This window comes from Xylanimonas allomyrinae, from assembly GCF_004135345.1.
Lineage (GTDB): Bacteria > Actinomycetota > Actinomycetes > Actinomycetales > Cellulomonadaceae > Xylanimonas > Xylanimonas allomyrinae.
The window spans coordinates 2,088,579-2,107,835 of the sequence record NZ_CP035495.1; the positions used below are offsets into that span (position 1 = coordinate 2,088,579).

Here is a 19,257-nt window from a genome sequence, read left to right on the forward strand (position 1 = left end):
CATGACCGCGACCGTCACCAGCCCGACCTCGGTCGAGGCTCCCACGCCCGCACACCGGGCCAGCGCGTTCGCCATGTTCCGCAACGGCAAGTCCGTCACCGGGCTGTGCATCCTCGCGGTGTTCACGCTCATGGCGGTCTTCGCCCCGCTCGTCGCACCGTTCGACCCCCTCGCCAAGGACTTCCAGGCGTTGCGGCAGGCGCCGTCGACCACGCACTGGCTGGGTACCACCCACATGGGCGAGGACGTGTTCAGCCAGATCGTGTACGGCACGCGCGGCGTGCTGATCGTCGGCTTCGCCGCCGGCATCATCGCCACGGTCATCGCCATCGCGATCGGCGTCACCGCCGGTTACGTGTCCGGGTGGAAGTCGGAGTCGCTGTCGGCGCTGACGAACGTGTTCCTCGTGATCCCCGGCCTGCCGCTGATGATCATCATCACCTCCCAGCAGGACAACCCGTCGCTCGTGCTGGTCGCCGCCGTCCTGGCGATCACCGGCTGGGCGTGGGGCGGGCGCGTGCTGCGCGCCCAGACGATGTCGCTGCGCAACCGCGACTTCGTCCAGGCGGCCCGCGCCAACGGCGAACCGCTGTGGCGGATCATCACCGTAGAGATGCTGCCCAACCTCATGGCGATCATCGCGTCGTCGTTCGTCGGCACCGTCACCGCCGCCATCCTCGGCCTGACGACGCTGGCATTCATCGGCGTCATCCCCATCACCAACCTCAACTGGGGCACGATCCTGTTCTGGGCGCAGCAGAACGGCGCGTTCCCGAACTTCTGGTGGTGGTACGTGCCCGCCGGCCTGGCCATCGCCCTGCTGGGCGTCGCGCTGTCGCTCATCAACTTCGGCATCGACGAGTACGTCAACCCGCGCCTGCGGTCCGCGGGCGAGCGCGCCCGCGCGCTGCGCAAGCGCGGCATGCGGGCGACGTCGGCCGTCACGCAGGTGCGCGCCGTCCCGACGGCGCCGCCACCCGTCACGGCCCCCGCCGACGACGCACCCACCACCGAGGAGACACGCGCATGAGCACGCCGCTCTACCTGGACACCACCCTGCCCGTCGCCGCGCGCGTCACCGACCTCCTGGGCCGCATGACGGTCGAGGAGAAGGTGGGCCAGATGCTGCAGCTCGACGCCCGCGAGGGCGTCGAGGACCACATCCTGCGCACGCACGTCGGCTCGATCCTGCACACCTCGCCCGCGCTGGTGCGCGAGGCGCACGACGTCACCGACCGCACCCGCCTGCGCATCCCGCTGCTCATCGGGGAGGACTGCATCCACGGCCACTCGTTCTTCGAGGGCGCCACGATCTTCCCGACCCAGCTCGGCATGGCCGCCACGTGGTCGCCCGCGCTGGTGGAGAAGATGGCACGCGCGACAGCCGTCGAGGTCGCCGCGACGGGCATCCACTGGACGTTCTCCCCCGTGCTGTGCATCGCGCGCGACCTGCGCTGGGGCCGTGTCAACGAGACGTTCGGCGAGGACCCGCACCTCATCGGCGAGCTCGCCAGCGCGGCCGTGCGCGGCTACCAGGGCGACGGGCTGAGCGACCCCACCGCGATCCTCGCCACGGCCAAGCACTTCGCCGGCTACTCGGAGACTCAGGGTGGCCGCGACGCGTCCGAGGCCGACATCTCCCGGCGCAAGCTGCGCTCGTGGTTCCTGCCGCCGTTCGAGCGCGTGGCGCACGAGGGCTGCCGCACGTTCATGCTCGGCTACCAGACCACCGACGGTGTCCCCATCACCGTCAACGACTGGCTGCTGACCGACGTGCTGCGCCGCGAGTGGGGCTACGCGGGCATGCTCATCACCGACTGGGACAACGTCGGGCGCATGGTCTGGGAGCAGAAGGTCCAGCCCGACATCGCCCACGCCGCGGCCGCCGCCGTCAAGGCGGGCAACGACATGGTCATGACCACGCCCCAGTTCTTCGAGGGCGCCCTCGCCGCGATCGACCAGGGGCTGCTCAAGGAGTCCGAGCTCGACAACGCGGTCAGCCACATCCTCACGCTCAAGTTCGAGCTCGGGCTGTTCGAGGACCGCCGCCGCCCCGACCCGGCGCGCATCGCCGCGGTGGTCGGCTCCCACCAGGACCTCAACCTCGAGGTCACCCGGCGTTCGCTGGTGCTGCTGCGCAACGACGGCGTGCTCCCCCTGCCCGCCGACGACGCCGCCCCGCGCCGGGTCGCCGTCGTCGGACCGCTCGCCGACGACGCGCAGACGCAGCTCGGGGACTGGGCCGGCTCCTCCGGCCAGGTCGACTGGCTGCCCGACGGGCAGCCGCGCGCGATGATCACCACGGTGCTCGACGGCCTGCGCGCCGCCGTGCCCGCCGGGTGGCAGGTCACGCACGCACGCGGCGCCGACATCCTCACGCTCGAACCCGATCCCGCAGGCGAGTTCTTCCCCGACGGGCAGCCGCGCCCGCCCGTCGTCGTGCCCGCCGCACCCGATGCGGCGCTCATCGCCGAGGCGGTCGCGGCGGCACAGGAGGCCGACTACGTGGTGGCCGTCGTCGGCGACCGCATCGAGCTGGTCGGTGAAGGCCGCTCGACGGCGACGCTCGAGCTCGTCGGCGGGCAGGTCGCGCTGCTCGACGCGCTCGCCGCGACCGGCAAGCCCCTGGTCGTGGTGCTGCTGGCGTCCAAGCCGCTCGTGCTGCCGCCGTCGGCGCTCGACGCCGCGGCCCTGGTCTGGGCGGCGAACCCCGGCATGACGGGCGGGACGGCGCTCGCCGAGCTGCTGCTCGGGCGGATCGAGCCGAGCGGGCGCCTGCCGATCTCCTTCGCGCGGCACGCGGGCCAGCAACCGACGTACTACAACCAGATCCGCGGCCAGCACGGCGACCGCTACGCCGACCTCACCCAGGCTCCGGCGTTCGCGTTCGGCGAGGGCCTGTCGTACACGACCGTCGAGTACACCGACCTGGTCGTCGAGAGGCCCGAGCTCACGGCGTCCGACGTCGTGCGCGCACGCGTCACGCTCACGAACACCGGGGCGCGTCCGGCGCTGGAGACCGTGCAGGTCTACGTGTGCGACCTGGTCACGTCGGCGTCCTGGGCCGAGCACGAGCTCAAGGCGTTCCGGCAGGTCGCCGTCGCACCGGGCGCGTCGGTGACCGTCCCGCTGGAGCTGCCGGCGAGCGCCTGCACGATCGTGGACGCCCACGGCGGGCGCATCGTGGAGCCGGGCGACTTCGAGCTCCGGGTGGGCCGGTCGTCGCGCCCGGCGGACCTCCTGCGCACCCGCTTCACGCTCCGCTGACCCGGCCGCCGAGGCGGTGCCCTCCCGCGCGGGAGGGCACCGCCTCGGCGTGCGCCGCAGCGCGGCTCACAGCTCCAGGTGCTCGAGCATGTCCGTGACCAGGGCGGCGATCGGGCTGCGCTCCGAGCGGGTCAGCGTCACGTGGGCGAACAGCGGGTGACCCTTGAGCTTCTCGATGACGGCCGCAACGCCGTCGTGGCGGCCGACGCGCAGGTTGTCGCGCTGGGCGACGTCGTGCGTGAGCACGACGCGCGAGTTCTGGCCGATGCGGGAGAGCACCGTGAGCAGCACGTTGCGCTCCAGGCTCTGCGCCTCGTCGACGATCACGAACGCGTCGTGCAGCGAGCGCCCGCGGATGTGCGTCAGCGGCAGCACCTCGAGCATCTCGCGGTGGACGACCTCGTCGACGACCTCGGGCGAGACGAGCGCCCCGAGCGTGTCGTACACGGCCTGCGCCCACGGGTTCATCTTCTCGGACTCGCTGCCGGGCAGGTAGCCGAGCTCCTGCCCGCCGACGGCGTACAGCGGCCGGAACACGAGGATCTTGCGGTGCTGACGCCGTTCGAGCACCGCCTCCAGGCCCGCGCACAACGCAAGCGCCGACTTGCCGGTGCCGGCCCGCCCGCCGAGCGAGACGATGCCGATCTCCTCGTCGAGCAGCAGGTCGATCGCGACCCGCTGCTCGGCCGACCGGCCGTGGACGCCGAAGACCTCCTGGTCGCCGCGCACCAGCCGCACCTTCTTGTCGGCGGTGACGCGTCCCAGCGCGGACCCGCGCGGCGAGTGGATCACCAGGCCGGTGTGGACGAGCAGCGGCGACGCCGCCTCGACGACGGCGGGGTCGAGCTCGGCGACGTCGAGCACCTGGTGCTCCCACAGCGACCCCATCTGCTCGTCCGACACGTCGACCGAGGCCATGCCCGTCCAGCCGGAGTCGACCGCAAGCTCGGCGCGGTACTCCTCGGCGTCGAGGCCCACGGCCGACGCCTTGATCCGCATCGGCAGGTCCTTGGAGACGACCGTGACGCGGCGGCCCTCGGCCGCGAGGTTGGCCGCGACCGCGAGGATGCGCGTGTCGTTGTCACCCAGCCGGAACCCGGTGGGCAGCACCTCGGCGTCGATGTGGTTGAGCTCGACGCGCAGCGTGCCGCCCGCGTCGCCGATGGGCAGCGCCGCGTCGAGGCGCCCGTGCGCGAGCCGCAGGTCGTCCAGGATGCGCAGCGCGGAACGGGCGAAGTACCCCAGCTCGGCGTGGTGCCGCTTGCCTTCGAGCTCCGTCACGACCACGACGGGCAGGACGACGTCGTGCTCCGCGAACCGGAACAGGGCGCGCGGGTCGGACAACAGCACGGACGTGTCGATGACGAACGTGCGGCGTCCGCTCTCGTCACGACCGTGGGGGTCGGCCTGGGGCGTGGCGTTCTGGCTGGTCTCCACGGAGAAGCTCCCTCCGGCGCGGCGGCGCACTCGGTAGGTGGCGCGGGTGGCCGACCCTGGCTGCGGCGCCGTGCCGCAGGGCCGGTACCGGCCTGTGCGCGCGGAGCGACGACTCCATGGGCTGGCCTCCCGGAGGACGGCTGGATGCCGTCCTGTCACCCAAACTACGGACCTGTCATTCGGGCGACCACACCTGGTGAGGCGTGTCGCCGACTTGTCACGCACTGTTCACCGCCGCGACTCGCGTCCGACCCCAGGGCGGCGCGCGCCGACCCTGCGCGCGCCGGCCCTGTGCGCACCGGCCCTGCGCGCACCGACACCGTGCGCGCCGACACTGAGCGCGCCAACACTGTGCGCACCGACACTGCGCGCACGACCCGGCGCGCCGGGGCGCCTGGCGGCAGCATGGACCTATGAGCGGCATCTCGCGCGACGCGGCCGAGCGGCTGAGGCAGGCGGGCCTCGTGTGGCGCCCCGAGACCGGTGACCGGTTCAGCGTGCTGACCGAGCCGCTCGCCGAGGAGGTCTTCACGGTGAGCGACATGGTGGTCGAACGCCACGATCACCCCACGGGCACGATCCTCGGGTTCAACGGCACCACCGAGTGGGCGCTCGACTCGGTGCGGATCGAGGACGCGCTGTGGCTGCCCCGTGAGGACCAGCTCCGCGAGCTGCTGGGCCCCGCGTTCCGCAGCCTGGCCCGGTCGACCACCGGCTGGTATCAGGTGCTGGTCGAGGTACCCGGGCGCCACGAGCAGGTCTTCGACTCCGAGAACCCGGCCGACGCGTACGCCGAGGCGCTGCTGACGCTGGTGCACGCGGCGACCGACTGACCGGGGGCGTCCCGGCGGTCCCGGCCGACCGGCGGCCTCCGGCTCGATAGGCTGTCGGGCGGTGAGCCGGGAAGTCTGGTCGGCGGCGCCGGCGGGAGCGCCGGCGGCCCAGTCGACCGCGACGACCCCGGAGCCACCATGCCAACACCACCGCTCACGCGCGTGGGCACCCGCCTGGGCACCCGCCTGGCCCACACCCTGGCCCGCGACACCACCGGGGGCATGCTGCTGCTCGGCGCCGCCGTGCTCGCGCTCGCCTGGGCGAACTCGCCGTGGCACGGCGCCTACGAGGCCGTGTCCGGCACCGTCGTCGGGCCGCGCGCCCTGCACCTCGATCTGACGCTCGCCGCGTGGGCCGCCGACGGCCTGCTGGCCGTGTTCTTCCTCGCCGTCGGGCTCGAGCTCAAGCACGAGCTCGTCGCCGGGTCGCTGCGCGACGCGCGCGAGGCGGGCGTGCCGATCCTCGCCGCCGTCGGCGGCATGGCGCTGCCCGCGGCCCTGTACGCCGCGACGGTCACGCTGCTGCACGACGCGCCCGCCCGCCACGGCTGGGCCATCCCCACCGCGACCGACATCGCGTTCGCGCTCGCCGTCCTCGCCGTCTTCGGCAAGGGCCTGCCGACGGCGGTACGCACGTTCCTGCTGACCCTGGCCGTCGTCGACGACCTGCTCGCGATCACCGTCATCGCGGTGTTCTACAGCGGCGACCTGCACGGCCTGCCCCTGCTCGGGGCGCTGGCGGCCGTCGCCGCCGTCGGGCTGCTGGTGCGCGTGCGCCGGCCGCCACTGTGGGCCCTGGTGCCGCTCGGGCTCACCGCCTGGGCGCTGCTGCACGCCTCGGGCATCCACGCGACCGTCGCGGGGGTGCTCGTGGGCTTCACCGTCCCGGCGAGGCCCGTCCACGGCGAGGCCGAGGCGCGCACGCACGCCGCCGGGCGTGCGATCGCCCCGTGGTCGCAAGGGCTCGCCCTGCCGGTCTTCGCGTTCTTCGCCGCGGGGGTGTCCCTGGCGGGCGGCGGCGCCGTCGTCGGCCGGCCCGTGGCGCTCGCCGTCGTCGTCGCTCTCGTGGTGGGCAAGCTCGTGGGCGTGCTGGGCACGACGGCGCTGGTCACCCATCTGACGCCGCTGCGGCTCGCGCAGGGCGTGGGGCTGCGCGACCTGCTGCCCGTCGGGTTCCTGGCCGGCATCGGGTTCACCGTCGCGCTGCTGGTCAGCGAGCTGTCGTTCGGGCAGGCGGCGGCCCCGACCGAGAGCGCCAAGGCCGCCGTCCTGGGCGCCTCGGTGGTCGCGGCCGCGCTCGGCGCGGCCTGCCTGCGCTGGGATGCGCGCAAGGCGCGCGGGCCCGACATGAACCGTGACGGCGTGCCCGACGACGTCGTGGACCGCATCTGAGGGGCGGGACCCGTCGACCTGGCGCGGGGCCCCGGCGGCGGCCGGGGCCCGGGCGGCGGCCGGTCAGTGCGGCGACGGCGCGTGCCGGTCGAGGAACTCGTAGACCTCCGTCTGGTCGACACCCGGCATGGCGCCCTGCGGCATCGCCGCGAGCATCGAGGCGTGCGGGCGGGCGCTCGGGAACGCCTGGCCGGCCCAGCGGGCGGCGAGCGGCTCCGGGGGCGGCGGCAGCAGGACTCGTCGGGGCAGCGGGACGTCGCACGTGCCGTCGTCTCGCGGCCCAGGAACCACTTGACCTGCGCGTACGGCACGCCGACCGAGACCGAGAAGAGGCCGTCGGGCGAGTCCTGGACGCGCGAGGTGCACCAGTAGGTGCCGGTCGCGGTGTCGGTGTACTGGTAGTACGGCGCGAGCCGGTCGGGCACCAGGAACACGACGCGGGCCGTCCACTGCTTGCACACGTACTGCCCCTCGACGGTGCCGAGCGCGTCGGTGGGGAACCGGACGCCGTCGTTCTCGTAGGCCTTGTGGATCACCCCGGACTCGTGGATCTTCATGAAGTGCACCGGGATGCCGAGCTGCCGGGTGGCGAGGTTGGTGAAGCGGTGGGCGGCCGTCTCGTACGAGACGGCGAAGGCGTCACGCAGGTCCTCGATCGAGATGGCTCGCTGCTCCTTGGCCGACTTGAGGAAGCGCACGGCGTCGCGCTCGGGCAGCAGCAGCGCGGCGCACAGGTAGTTGGCCTCGACGCGCTGGCGCAGCAGGTCGGCGTAGTCGCGCGGGACGGCGTGCTGCAGGACGTGCGAGGCGAGCGCCTGAAGCAGCGCCGAGCGGGCGTCGGAGCGTCCGCGGATACCGTCGCTCGGCAGGTAGACCCGGTGGAAGCGCCGGTCGATGACGGCACGGGTCGAGTGCGGCAGGTCGGGCACGTAGTGGATCTCGAACCCGAGGTGCGCGGCCAGCTCGCCGGCCTGGCGCTGCGGGAGCGGACCGCCGCGGTGCCCGATGTCGTCGAGCAGACCGCGCGCGACGACCTCCAGGTCAGGGAAGTAGTTGTCCTGGGCGCGCATGTCGGCGCGCAGGACGGTGTTGGCGCGGCGCGCCTCCTCGGGCGTGAGCGCGCGCTCGGTGTGCAGCCTCTCGAGCTCGCGCTGGAGCCTGACGATCGCCTCGAGCGCGTCGGTCGCGAGACCGCGTCCCACGCGCACCGGCCGGATGCCCAGCGACTCGAACAGCGGGCCGCGCTGGGCGCGCTCCAGCTCGATCTCGAGAGCGTCGCGACGCGAGGGCGGCTGCGGCGAGAGCAGATCCTCGACGCTCGCGTCCAGCGCCCTGGCCACGGCCTGGAGCCGGGCGACCGTGGGCTCGCGCTTGCCGTTCTCCAGCAGCGAGACCTGCGAGGACGCCTTGCCGATGGCCGTGGCGAGCTGCTCGAGCGTCATGCCGCGCTGGGTGCGCAGGTGGCGGATCCTGCGGCCGATCGTGAGGGCGTCCGGCTCGTCTGCCAGGGGCACGGGGCTGCCCGGCACCCGTGAATCGGTTTCTCTCGACGTCAAGATAACCATGACTCATGGTGACACACCGCGCCCCTTTCCTCTAGAAGAAATTCCGGAAAACTTCTCCTCTCCTGGGGTGGCGACGCGGCCCTCCGAAGGAGGAACGTCTGTGCCACGGCCCGGTGCGACGGTGTCTCACCCGGGCTCGACGTCGCCACGACCCGAGGAGCAACCCATGACCGCGATCACCGACCGCCACGCCACCGGCAGCCGCCCCGGCGACACGGTCCAGACCGCCGCCGAGCTGGCCCACGAGTGGGCCACCGACCCGCGCTGGAGCGGTGTCGCGCGCACCTACACGGCCGAGGACGTCGTCGCGCTGCGCGGGTCCGTGCAGGAGGAGCACACGCTCGCTCGCCGCGGCGCCGAGCGCCTGTGGGAGAGCCTGCACGCCAACGAGTTCATCAACGCGCTCGGAGCGCTCACCGGCAACCAGGCGGTGCAGCAGGTCAAGGCCGGCCTCCAGGCCATCTACCTGTCGGGCTGGCAGGTCGCCGGTGACGCCAACAACGCCGGCCAGACCTACCCCGACCAGTCGCTCTACCCCGCCAACTCCGTGCCCACCGTGGTGCGCCGCATCAACAACGCGCTCCTGCGCGCCGACCAGGTCGAGTGCATGGACGGCAGCAGCACCGTCGAGGACTGGCTCGCGCCCATCGTCGCCGACGCCGAGGCCGGGTTCGGCGGCCCGCTCAACGCCTACGAGCTCATGAAGGCGATGATCGCCGCGGGCGCCGCGGGCGTGCACTGGGAGGACCAGCTCGCGAGCGAGAAGAAGTGCGGCCACCTGGGCGGCAAGGTGCTGGTGCCCACGCAGCAGCACATCCGCACCCTCAACGCCGCACGCCTGGCCGCCGACGTCGCGGGCGTGCCGACCATCGTCGTCGCCCGCACCGACGCCGAGGCCGCGACGCTCCTGACGTCCGACGTCGACGAGCGCGACCGCCCGTTCCTCACCGGGGGCCGCACCGCGGAGGGCTTCTACGAGGTCAGCAACGGTCTGCAGCCGTCGATCGCCCGGGCCCGCGCCTACGCCCCGTACGCCGACCTGCTGTGGATGGAGACGGGCACCCCCGACCTGGCGCTGGCGAGGGCGTTCGCCGAAGGCGTCCGCTCCGAGTTCCCCGACCAGATGCTCGCCTACAACTGCTCGCCGTCGTTCAACTGGCGCAAGCACCTCTCGGACGACGAGATCGCGAGGTTCCAGCGCGAGCTGGGAGCCATGGGCTACGCCTTCCAGTTCATCACCCTGGCCGGCTTCCACGCGCTCAACCACTCGATGTTCGACCTCGCGCACGGTTACGCCCGCGAGCAGATGACCGCCTACGTGCGGCTCCAGGAGGCCGAGTTCGCCTCCGAGTCACGCGGCTACACCGCCACCAAGCACCAGCGCGAGGTCGGCACCGGCTACTTCGACCGCATCGCCACCGCGCTCAACCCCGACGCCGCGACCCTGGCGCTCGCCGGCTCCACCGAGACGGCCCAGTTCCACTGACCTGCCCGCTGCCACGGCCCTTGCACGGAGGCACACCATGACCACCCTCACCGAACGCCCCATCCCCGACGCCCTGTCCGGCACCCAGGTCGCGCCGACCCGGCGCGCCACCGCGCGCGACGCCGAGATCCTCACGCCCGAGGCGCTGGAGTTCCTGGCGATGCTGCACGAGCGCTTCGCCGACACGCAGGCCGAGATCCTGGCGGCCCGCGAGCGCCGCGCCCGTGCCGTCATCGGGGGCCAGGACCCCGACTTCGACCCGACCACCCGGCCCGTGCGCAACGACGGTACGTGGCGTGCCGCCGGGTGCGCGGGAGCTCCCGGCCTGGAGGACCGCCGCGTCGAGATCACCGGCCCGACCGACCCCAAGATGACCATCAACGCCCTCAACTCGGGTGCCAAGGTCTGGCTCGCGGACGCCGAGGACGCCTGCGCGCCGACGTGGGAGAACGTCGTCGGAGGGCAGCTGTCGCTGCACGACGCGATTCGCGGAACCCTCTCGCTCACCACGCCCGAGGGCCGCGAGTACCAGCTGCGGTCCGCGAACCTGACCGACCTGCCCACCATCGTGTTCCGCCCTCGCGGGTGGCACCTGCCCGAGGCGCACCTGCGCGTGCAGCACTCCGACGGGACGGTCACGGCGGCGTCGGGAGCCCTGGTCGACTTCGGCCTCTACTTCTTCCACAACGCCGCCGAGCTCATCGCCCGCGGCCGCGGCCCGTACTTCTACCTGCCCAAGCTGGAGGGGCACCGCGAGGCGCGGCTGTGGAACCAGGTGTTCGAGGCGGCGCAGGACGCGCTGGGCATCCCGCGCGGCACCATCCGCGCGACCGTGCTCATCGAGACGCTGCCTGCCGCCTTCGCGATGGAGGAGATCCTCTACGAGCTGCGTGAGCACGCCGCCGGCCTGAACGCCGGCCGGTGGGACTACCTGTTCTCCATCATCAAGAACCTGCGCACGCGCGGTGCCTCGTACGTGCTGCCCGACCGCAACCAGGTGACCATGACGGCCCCGTTCATGCGCGCCTACACCGAGCTGCTCGTCTCCACCTGCCACCGGCGCGGGGCCCACGCCATCGGCGGCATGAGCGCGTTCATCCCCGACCGTCGTCGCCCCGACGTCACCGAGCGGGCCCTGGCCAAGGTGCGTGACGACAAGCGGCGCGAGGCCGGTGACGGGTTCGACGGGACGTGGGTCGCGCACCCCGACCTCATCGAGACCGCGCGCGCGCAGTTCGACGCCGTGCTGGGCTCGCGGCCGCACCAGGTGGACCGCCTGCGCGACGACGTCCAGGTGGGGCAGGCCAACCTGCTCGACGTCGCGTCGGCCGGGCGTACCGGGGCCTCGATCACCGAGTGCGGGCTGCGCTCCAACATCTCGGTGGGCGTGCGCTACATCGCCTCGTGGCTGCGCGGCACCGGCGCGGCAGCGCTCGACAACCTCATGGAGGACGCTGCCACGGCAGAGATCTCGCGGTCCCAGGTGTGGCAGTGGATCGCCTCAGGCACCCGCACCGAGCACGGGGCCGTCACCCGGGAGCGGGCACTGGCCGTGCTCGCCGAGGTGCTGGGCGGGCTCGATCGGTTCCCGGGCGACCGGTACGACGACGCCGCCGCCGTGTTCCGCGAGGTCGCGCTCGGCGACGGGTTCCCCGAGTTCCTCACGACGATCGCGTACGAGCGGTACCTGGCGGACTGAGCGCGAGCGGCAGAGGGCACGCACCCATCGGGTGCGTGCCCTCTGCCTTGCGCGGACGTCCGTCGCGCCGTCCTCGACGCGCCAGCCGCGCGCCTGGTCGCGTCATCGCTCGTCGGCGAGGTGTACGTCACCTGTAAACCGTGTGCGACGACCGCGCACGGCGCGCGGACACCGCGAGTGAGGTGAGTGGTCATGTCGAGACGGAAGGTACAGGCGGCGCTCGTCGCCGCGGGCGCCCTCGCCGTCGGCGCCGGGGTGGTGACACCCGCGCTGGCGGCAACGGTCGCGATCGACGCTCAAGACTGCTGGGCCGTCGCCAAATACGCGCCTGGCGGTGTCGACTTCGGCGAGGTCGAGGTCTCGCCCGAGGCATCGACAGTGACCATGGTGCTGCCGGCGGCGCTCGCCAACCTCCCCGGCGTCCTGGACACGGACGCCTGGGAGTGGTGGACCGACGGCGGGACCAACATCGGTGCACCACCCCTGAAGGTCCCCGTCACCGCCTCATCCGCCTCCGGGAACGTCACGGTCACGGCGGTGCTGCCAGACCAGGTGCGAACCGAACTCGCTGCAGGCGAGGACGTGTACCTCCTGTTCGACCGCGATCCCGGCGACGGCACCGTCGCCATCAGCGCGGACGCCACCCTCGTGCCGTCGACGGACACCGGGGCACCCACGGACGTGACGGTCACCGCCACGTTCTCGACCGGATACCGTTCCTGCCTCTCCGACGACACGTCGGCCTCGTGGGGCGACACGCTGACGGTGACGACAGGCAACCACTGGGACAACACCGAGCCGAGCATCGGGCTGAACACACCGTCGTTCGACCCCGCGACGGTGACCGTAGGGAACCTCTACACGTTCGGTCCCACGGACGACGGGTGCAACTACAAAGTCCCGATCACACTGTCGGCGGCGGGCAAGCTGACGGTGACGCTGCCCGCGACAGCACCGCCCGGATGCCCCGAGACCGGCAAGTTCGCGGTCACCGCCGCGACCGACGGCTATGACGATGCCTTCCCCGCAGGCACCATGGGGCAGGCCGCGTCCATCCTCCTGACGATGTCCGTACGCGCTGGTACACACCCCGACACCTCGTCTCCCGGCACGCCACCCGCACCCGCGCCGGGGCCGGCCCCCGCCCCGGGTCAGGCGGCCTCCGGTTCCCCGAGCGTGACGATCAACAACGCCGCACGCGCATCGGTGCCCCAGGACGCCGTCGTGGCACTCGCCGGTCACGGGTTCGCCCCCGGCGAGGCCGTGCAGGTTCGCCTCGACAACGGGGTCGCCACGACCACCACCGCGAACAGCGCCGGGGACGTGGCCCTGCAGTTCCACATCCCGGCGGGTACCAAGGTCGGCGACCACACGATCACGCTCACCGGCACCACCTCGCACCGCACCGTCGACCTCGGGCTGACCGTCACGGCCGCCTCGAAGGGCGCACTCCCGCAGGCCGCCAACGGCTGAGCGAACCGCGGGCAGGAGGGTTCCGGGGGAACGACCAGCTCGCGGACGAGCGGCAGGTTCCGGCTGGCCGGTGTGGTCGACCGGAGCCGTCCATCGGGTCGGCCGTGGGTGGCCGACCCGATGGACGCCGCGGGTGCCGACCTGCGGACCGGCACCCGCGGACCGGCACCCGCGGACCGGCACGGTGTGGCAGTGGAACGACTCAGGCACCGCACCGAGCACGGGTCCGCCTCCCGCGAGCGGGGACCGGCCGTGCCCGCCGAGGTGCTGGGCGGGCTCGATCGGTTCCCCGGCGACGGGCTCCCCGCCCCTCGCTACAGCAGGGCAGCCGCCCCCGCTCGGTCCACGAGCACCGCGAGCTGCTCGCGCGAGGTCACCGCGAGCTTCGACATCGCGCTGCTCAGGTGCGTCTTGACGGTGCTCTCCCCGAGATAGAGCCGACGCGCGATCTGCGGGTTCGACCAGCCGTGCGGGAGCCAGCTCGCGACCTCGCGCTCCCGCTCGGTGAGACGCCCCAAGGCCCGCACCGCCTCACGCTGCTCGCGGCCCGCGCTCGCCTCGGCCGCGTGCCGCACCAGGGTGTCGATGGCGCGCGGGCCGGCGACCGCCCGGCCCGCGGCGGCGTCACGCACCTGCGCGGCGATGCGCTCGGGATCGTCGTCCTTACCGAGGAACCCGGCCGCGCCGGCCCGGATCGCGGCGAGCACGGCGTCGTCCGAGCCGAACGACGTGAGCACCACGACGGCGGTCGAGTGACCGGCGCGGCGCAGCGCCGCGAGCGCGTCGAGCCCACCGACACGCGGCATGTGCAGGTCCAGGAGGACGACGTCGGGGCGGTGCGCGTTCACCAGCCCGACCAGCTCGCATCCGTCGGCACCCTCGCCCACGACCTCGATCTCCTGCGCAGTCAGCACCGTGGTCAGGAGACGGCGGACCAGGGGGTCGTCGTCGACGATCAACGCTCGTGTCACGAGCCGGACACTACGTCAAGGCACCGACAGAGCTACGCGAGGGCCCGCTCCGACCACGGAAGCCGCGCGTCGACCACGAACTGGTTCCCGACGACGCCTGCCCGGAGCGTGCCGCCGAGCGCCGTGGCCCGCTCGCCCATCCCGGTGAGCCCGGACCGCGTCCCCGGGCCGGGGCCGAGACCCGGCACCAGGCCGTTGCACACCCGGACGTGAACTCCGACCGTGCGGCCGGCACGCACCGACACGTCGGCTACGGCGCCGGGGGCGTGCTTGAGTGCGTTGGTCAGCGACTCCTGGACGATCCGGAACGTCGCGCGGGCGAGCACCTCGGATGCCGCTTCGGCATCGGACACGAACACCGTTCCGGTCACGTTGAGGCCCCGCTCTCGCAGACCGTCCAGGAGCGCAACAAGGTCGCCGAGCGACGCGCCGTCCCGCCCCGGACCCTCGCCCGTGCGCAGCGCGGTCAGGAGCGACCGCAGCTCGGCGATCGCATGCTGGGCCGAGCGGCGCACCTGCCGGGCCGCGTCCTTGGCCGCGTCGTCGTGCTGCGTCACCTCGAACGCCGACGCCTGCATCGCGATCGTCGCGATGTGGTGCGCGACGGTGTCGTGGACCTCGCGGGCGATGAGCTCGCGCTCATCCTGCCGCGCCGTCTGCTCGCGCAGCGTCGCGACGGCGTGGTCACGGGCCTCGTACGAGCTGTCGGCCTCCGTCCGGTAGCGGCGCACCAGCCCGGTGCCGACCGCCGCGGCCACGAGCAGCACCCCGGCGACCCAGAACGAGAGCGGCCCGGGCGCGCTGGTCAGCGCGCCCGTCACCTCGTCATGCACCGCGAACACGCGGTCGCCCGGCGCTCGGGAGAGATCGCGGGCGAGCGCGACGGCCGTCGCCGCCGTGGCCGCCGCCCCGCACCACAGCGCCGTACGGACGCGCTGCGAGGCGATGACCCAGGTGAGTGCCAGCAGCGCGACGAACGTGTCGAGCTGGAGCACCAGCGCAGCCCCCGACGCGACCAGCGTCAACACCACCGGATGACGGCGCCGCACGACGAGCCCGCCCGCGATCACCCAGCCCACGAGCAGCGCCACGGCGGCGCGCGCCGAGACGGTGCCGGAATCGTGGCCGTCGATGAAGACGGCCGCGACCGACGAGCTGAACAACGCCGTCACGACTGCCGTCGCGGTGCCCCACCGGGCGGCCCAGCGGCTCAGCCGCCCGCGCGCCCTTTCCCCGACGGCGCCGACGACGTCGTCGGGCGGCAGCAGGGCAGGGCGTGGAGAGCTCACGCGACAGAGGGTACGGACAACCCCCGACAGCCAGGATCGCCCGGTCGGGCGACCCGGCCCCGCCCGACCGGGCGATGTGCCGCACCGGGCTGGGCCGCAAGGGTGGGACGCGTTGCACCGCAGCCGCGGGTCCCGCACCTCTCCCTCGGCCTTCCGGCCCCACCCACCCTGGAGCGAACACATGAGCGAGCAGCTCGTCCCGCCGACGCCCGGCACCGGCCACTCCCCCGCATCGAACGGCCCTGCGTCGAACGGCCCTGCGTCGAACGGCCCTGCGTCGAACGGCCCTGCCTCGAACGGCCTCGCGACCGCGGGCTTCGTGCTCGGCCTCATCGGCCTCGTGCTGTGCCTGATCCCGATCGTCAACAACGTCGCGTTCCCGCTGGCCGGTCTGGGGCTCGTCTTCGGCGTCATCGGGCTCCTCAAGGCCCGCAAGGGAGCGCCCAAGAAGGGCCTCGCGATCGCCGCGATCGTCCTGTCGGTGCTGGCCGGCGTCGGTGTCTTCGCTTCGCAGTCGTTCTACGGCAAGGTGCTCGACGATGTCTCCGACTCCCTCGCGGACACTCCCACAGCCAGCACCGACGACGCCGGTGCGACCGACGCCGGTCCGGCGGGCGACGACGAGGCCGCAGAGCCGAGCACCCCTGAAGCGGGCGACGACGCCGCGGCCGACGACGGGGCGCCGTCCGGCACGCGCCAGAACCCCTACCCCGTCGGAACCCAGGTCACGAGCACGGACTGGACGATCACGCTCGGCACCCCGCGCGAGGCGTGGGGAGAGATCCAGGCAGCGAACCAGTTCAACACCGCGCCCGACGACGGCATGGAGTACTGGATCGTGCCGCTCACCGGCACCTTCACGGGCGACCAGCCCAGCACGCCGTGGGTCGACCTGAGCGTCCGCTTCGTCGGCGACGACAACGTCACGTACGACGGCACCTGCGGCGTCGTCCCCGACTCGCTCATTGATGTCGCCGAGCTGTACGCCGGCGCGGAGCTCTCGGCCAACGCCTGCGTCGCCGTCCCGGCGGGCGCTCCGGGACTGTTCACGCTGCGGACGAGCCTGTTCGGGGACCAGGTGTTCTTCACGCGGTGACGCCTCGGCGACGGCGGGCGGCCCGGAGTTGGGGTCGCCCGCCGTTGCCGTCGGCTGAGCTTGCCTGACCTCGGCTGGCGTCGCCGTCACCGCCGTCGGCCGGACTCGGCTGGCGTCCCCGTCACCGCCGTCGGCCGGACTCGGCTAGCGTCCCCGCCACCGCCGTCGGCCGGACTCGGCTGGCGTCGCCGTCACCGCCGCTGGCCGGACTCGCACCGGTGTTCAGCCGTCGCTGTGCCGCGACAGGATCGCCGCCGCGTCGGTTCCCCGCGGGAGCGTGCCGTACTCGTGACCGCGGTCCGGGCCGAGCCGGGTTGCGACGAACGCGTCCGCCGTGCCGGACGGCGAGTGACGCACCACCAGCGACGCCTGGAGCGCGAGCGCGAGCCGCTCGACGAGGGTCCGCGCGAGCGCCTGCGCGTCGGCCGGTTCCGCCCCCGCGATCTCGCGCAGCAGCGTCTGGGTGCCAGCCACGTGGGCGTCGAGCAGCGGGTGTGCCCCCGCCGTCGTCGCAAGCTCGGCGGCGAAGGCGTCGACCGTCTCGGGCTCGCGTGCCAGCGCCCGCAGCACGTCGAGCGCGATGACGTTGCCCGAGCCCTCCCACACGGCCATGACCGGCTGCTCGCGGTACCGGCGTCCCAGCGGGAAGTCCTCGGTGTAGCCGTTGCCGCCGAGGCACTCCATCGCCTCGTACGCGTGCCGCGGCCCGCGCTTGCACACCCAGTACTTGGCGACCGCCGTCGCGAGCCGCCGGAAGGCACGCTCGGCCTCGGTCTCGGCGTCGTACGCCGCGGCGAGCCGCATCGACGTCAGGGTCGCAGCCTCGGACTCCAGCGCGAGATCGGCCAGGACCGCCGTCATCGCGGGCTGCTCCACCAGCACCGCCCCGAACGCGCGGCGGTACCGCGCGTGCCACAGCGCCTCGGCGACCGACTGCCGCATGCCCGCGGCCGTGCCGTGGACGCAGTCGAGGCGGGTGCGCTGGACCATCTCGATGATGGTGCGCACCCCTCGGCCACGCTCGCCCACGAGGAACGCGACCGTGCCGTCGAGCTCGATCTCGCTGGACGCGTTCGCCCGGTTGCCGACCTTGTCCTTGAGCCGCTGGATGCGGAACGCGTTGCGCGTGCCGTCGTCGAGCACGCGCGGCACGAGGAAGCACGACGGCGCCGGGCGGTCCTCGCCCGCCTCCGTCTGCGCGAGCACGAGGAACGCGTCGGACATCGGCGCCGAGCAGAACCACTTGTGGCCCGTCAGCAGCCACGCGCCATCCTCGCCGCCGATCGCGTGCGTGCGGTTGGCGCGCACGTCGCTGCCGCCCTGCTTCTCGGTCATGGCCATGCCGACGAGCACCCCGGGCTTGGCCGCCGGGGCCGCCAGCGCGCCGTCGTACCCGCGCGCGAGCAGGCGCGGCTCCCAGACCTCGGCGAGCGCGGGCGCGAAGCGCAGCGTCGGCACGGCCGCGTGCGTCATCGACACCGGGCACGAGTGGCCGGGCTCGACCTGAGCGAAGAGCGAGAAGACGGCGCCGCGCACGACGTTGGCCCCCGGGCGCGGCTCGGCCCACGCGCTCGTGTGGGCGCCGTGCGCGACGGCGGCCCCGATGATGCGGTGGTAGGCGGGGTGGTACTCGACCTCGTCGATGCGCTTGCCGCGGCGGTCGTGGGTGTGCAGCACGGGCTCGTGGGTGTTGGCCAGGTCGGCCGCCTGCTGGAGCTCGCCGGTGCCGACGAGCGCGCCGACGGCCGTCAGCCGGTCCTCTCCCCAGCCGCCGCCGAACGCGTGGACCGCGTCGCGCAGCACCGGATGGTCGAGGTACTCGTTGAGGCCGACGCGCTCGGGCGGCTGGTTGGTGACGTCGTGCGTCGTGTGCGGCGCCGGAGCCGGGGTGCGGTGCAGTGCGGTGGTCACGGGATCTCCTTCGACGCCGGGACGGGTGGGCTGGGGTTCGGATCGTGCGCGGGTGTTTCGGGTGCAGGTGCGGATACCACCGGTCGGGCGGGGTGCGGGTCGGGCACGTGAGCGGCCGAGGCCAGCGGCGAGCCCACGGCACCGAGGCAGAAGCGCAGGATCGAGGCGACGACGCGGTCCCGCTCGACGTCGGCATCGGTCGGCCACGAACCGTCACCCGGGCCCCCGCGGCCGTCACCGTCAGGCCCGGCGCCGTCGTCGGCCCGCCCCGCGCCGAGCGGCGAGAGCGGGCCCGTGAGCGACTCGCCGATGACGCCGACGAGCGCCGCCGCCGCGAGGGCGGCGTCCTGCTCGGGAAGCTCGCCCGAGGCGATGCCGTCGCGCACGACGCTGCCGAACGCCTCGGCGTACGCGCGGCGGTACTCCAGCCGCGCGGCGTCGACGGCGGGGTCCACGGGGTCGAGCAGGAGGGCCGCGGCGAGCGTGCGCCCCCGCATGGCACGCCGCGCGAACGTGTCGACGGCGCGGCCGAGCCGCCGCGCCGACCGCTCTCCGGGAGGGTCACCCGGAGCGGGCCGGCACGCGGCCTGCACGGCGTGGAGCTCGACGTCGGCGGCGAGCCGGAACGCCGCGACCAGCAGCGCCGCCTTGTCGGGGAAGTAGGAGTACACGCTGCCGGTGCTCACGCCGGCGCGGGCGGCGACCGACTGGATGCTCACAGCGCCGAACCCGCCGCGTGCCAGGAGCGTGTGGGCCGCGTCGACCAGCGCCGTGCGCTTGGCCTCCTGGGCGGCCAGGCGGGCCGTGGTCTGCCGGTAGGGCACCATGCGCCTCCGCG

The 19,257-nt window shown here is 73.5% G+C and carries 13 protein-coding genes and 1 pseudogene; 8 read left to right on the top strand and 6 right to left on the bottom strand.

Going from position 1 to position 19,257, the window contains the following annotated elements; all coding sequences use genetic code 11:
• The first annotated feature begins 1 nt into the window (after window position 1).
• Entirely contained in the window at window positions 2-1,030 is a 1,029-nt protein-coding gene (locus ET495_RS09485; RefSeq protein ID WP_129204539.1) for an ABC transporter permease, read from the top strand.
• Window positions 1,027-3,267, top strand: coding sequence for an exo-beta-d-1,3/1,6-glucosidase (locus ET495_RS09490; RefSeq protein ID WP_129204540.1), 2,241 nt, complete (start codon window positions 1,027-1,029; stop codon window positions 3,265-3,267). The genes ET495_RS09485 and ET495_RS09490 overlap by 4 nt, the downstream gene beginning before the upstream one ends.
• Window positions 3,268-3,333: 66 nt before the next feature.
• Here ET495_RS09490 and phoH2 read toward each other — a convergent pair whose 3' ends face one another.
• Window positions 3,334-4,704, bottom strand: a complete 1,371-nt coding sequence (gene phoH2, locus ET495_RS09495; RefSeq protein WP_211340814.1) for an RNA 5'-3' helicase PhoH2 — start codon at window positions 4,702-4,704, stop codon at window positions 3,334-3,336.
• A gap of 413 nt (window positions 4,705-5,117) precedes the next feature.
• Here phoH2 and ET495_RS09500 point away from each other — a divergent pair, with 413 nt between their 5' ends.
• Window positions 5,118-5,537 carry a pilus assembly protein CpaE gene (locus tag ET495_RS09500; RefSeq protein WP_129204542.1) on the top strand — a complete coding sequence of 140 codons (420 nt, stop codon included), beginning with the start codon at window positions 5,118-5,120 and terminating at the stop codon, window positions 5,535-5,537.
• Between the two features lie 138 nt (window positions 5,538-5,675).
• Complete coding sequence (nhaA, locus tag ET495_RS09505) at window positions 5,676-6,929, top strand: Na+/H+ antiporter NhaA (RefSeq protein ID WP_129204543.1); 1,254 nt, start codon at window positions 5,676-5,678, stop codon at window positions 6,927-6,929.
• Between the two features lie 63 nt (window positions 6,930-6,992).
• On the opposite strand, the pseudogene ET495_RS09510 reads toward nhaA, so the two are convergent.
• Window positions 6,993-8,494: pseudogene (locus tag ET495_RS09510) on the bottom strand (helix-turn-helix domain-containing protein).
• A 166-nt stretch (window positions 8,495-8,660) separates the two neighbouring features.
• On the opposite strand from ET495_RS09510, the gene aceA reads away from it, so the two are divergent.
• The 3 genes from aceA (at window position 8,661) to ET495_RS09525 (ending at window position 13,152) form a co-directional block, all read left to right on the top strand.
• Window positions 8,661-9,980, top strand: a complete 1,320-nt coding sequence (gene aceA / locus ET495_RS09515; protein ID WP_129204544.1) for an isocitrate lyase — start codon at window positions 8,661-8,663, stop codon at window positions 9,978-9,980.
• A 37-nt stretch (window positions 9,981-10,017) separates the two neighbouring features.
• The gene (gene aceB / locus ET495_RS09520; protein ID WP_129204545.1) at window positions 10,018-11,679 is read left to right on the top strand and encodes a malate synthase A; all 1,662 of its coding nucleotides are present in this window, start codon (window positions 10,018-10,020) and stop codon (window positions 11,677-11,679) included.
• 192 nt (window positions 11,680-11,871) lie between these two features.
• Complete coding sequence (locus ET495_RS09525) at window positions 11,872-13,152, top strand: hypothetical protein (RefSeq protein ID WP_129204546.1); 1,281 nt, start codon at window positions 11,872-11,874, stop codon at window positions 13,150-13,152.
• Between the two features lie 314 nt (window positions 13,153-13,466).
• On the opposite strand, the gene ET495_RS09530 is transcribed toward ET495_RS09525, so the two are convergent.
• A complete protein-coding gene (locus tag ET495_RS09530; RefSeq protein WP_129204547.1) occupies window positions 13,467-14,123 on the bottom strand; it encodes a response regulator in 657 nt (218 codons plus the stop codon).
• 32 nt (window positions 14,124-14,155) lie between these two features.
• On the bottom strand, window positions 14,156-15,412 hold the full coding sequence (locus tag ET495_RS09535; protein ID WP_129204548.1) for a sensor histidine kinase: 1,257 nt from the start codon (window positions 15,410-15,412) through the stop codon (window positions 14,156-14,158).
• Window positions 15,413-15,593: 181 nt separating this feature from the next.
• On the opposite strand from ET495_RS09535, the gene ET495_RS09540 reads away from it, so the two are divergent.
• Window positions 15,594-16,508 carry a DUF4190 domain-containing protein gene (locus ET495_RS09540; protein WP_129204549.1) on the top strand — a complete coding sequence of 305 codons (915 nt, stop codon included), beginning with the start codon at window positions 15,594-15,596 and terminating at the stop codon, window positions 16,506-16,508.
• A gap of 222 nt (window positions 16,509-16,730) precedes the next feature.
• Here ET495_RS09540 and ET495_RS09545 read toward each other — a convergent pair whose 3' ends face one another.
• Entirely contained in the window at window positions 16,731-18,419 is a 1,689-nt protein-coding gene (locus ET495_RS09545; protein WP_129204550.1) for an acyl-CoA dehydrogenase family protein, read from the bottom strand.
• Complete coding sequence (locus tag ET495_RS09550; RefSeq protein WP_129204551.1) at window positions 18,416-19,246, bottom strand: TetR/AcrR family transcriptional regulator; 831 nt, start codon at window positions 19,244-19,246, stop codon at window positions 18,416-18,418. Before ET495_RS09550 ends, ET495_RS09545 begins: the two co-directional genes overlap by 4 nt.
• Window positions 19,247-19,257 lie beyond the last annotated feature (11 nt).

Coding starts and splice junctions, on each gene's coding strand:
- aceA (WP_129204544.1), top strand. CDS start 8,661: ATGACCGCGATCACCGACCGCCACGCCACCGGCAGCCGCCCCGGCGAC.
- ET495_RS09500 (WP_129204542.1), top strand. CDS start 5,118: ATGAGCGGCATCTCGCGCGACGCGGCCGAGCGGCTGAGGCAGGCGGGC.
- ET495_RS09485 (WP_129204539.1), top strand. CDS start 2: ATGACCGCGACCGTCACCAGCCCGACCTCGGTCGAGGCTCCCACGCCC.
- aceB (WP_129204545.1), top strand. CDS start 10,018: ATGACCACCCTCACCGAACGCCCCATCCCCGACGCCCTGTCCGGCACC.
- nhaA (WP_129204543.1), top strand. CDS start 5,676: ATGCCAACACCACCGCTCACGCGCGTGGGCACCCGCCTGGGCACCCGC.
- ET495_RS09540 (WP_129204549.1), top strand. CDS start 15,594: ATGAGCGAGCAGCTCGTCCCGCCGACGCCCGGCACCGGCCACTCCCCC.
- ET495_RS09550 (WP_129204551.1), bottom strand. CDS start 19,246: ATGGTGCCCTACCGGCAGACCACGGCCCGCCTGGCCGCCCAGGAGGCC.
- ET495_RS09490 (WP_129204540.1), top strand. CDS start 1,027: ATGAGCACGCCGCTCTACCTGGACACCACCCTGCCCGTCGCCGCGCGC.
- ET495_RS09525 (WP_129204546.1), top strand. CDS start 11,872: ATGTCGAGACGGAAGGTACAGGCGGCGCTCGTCGCCGCGGGCGCCCTC.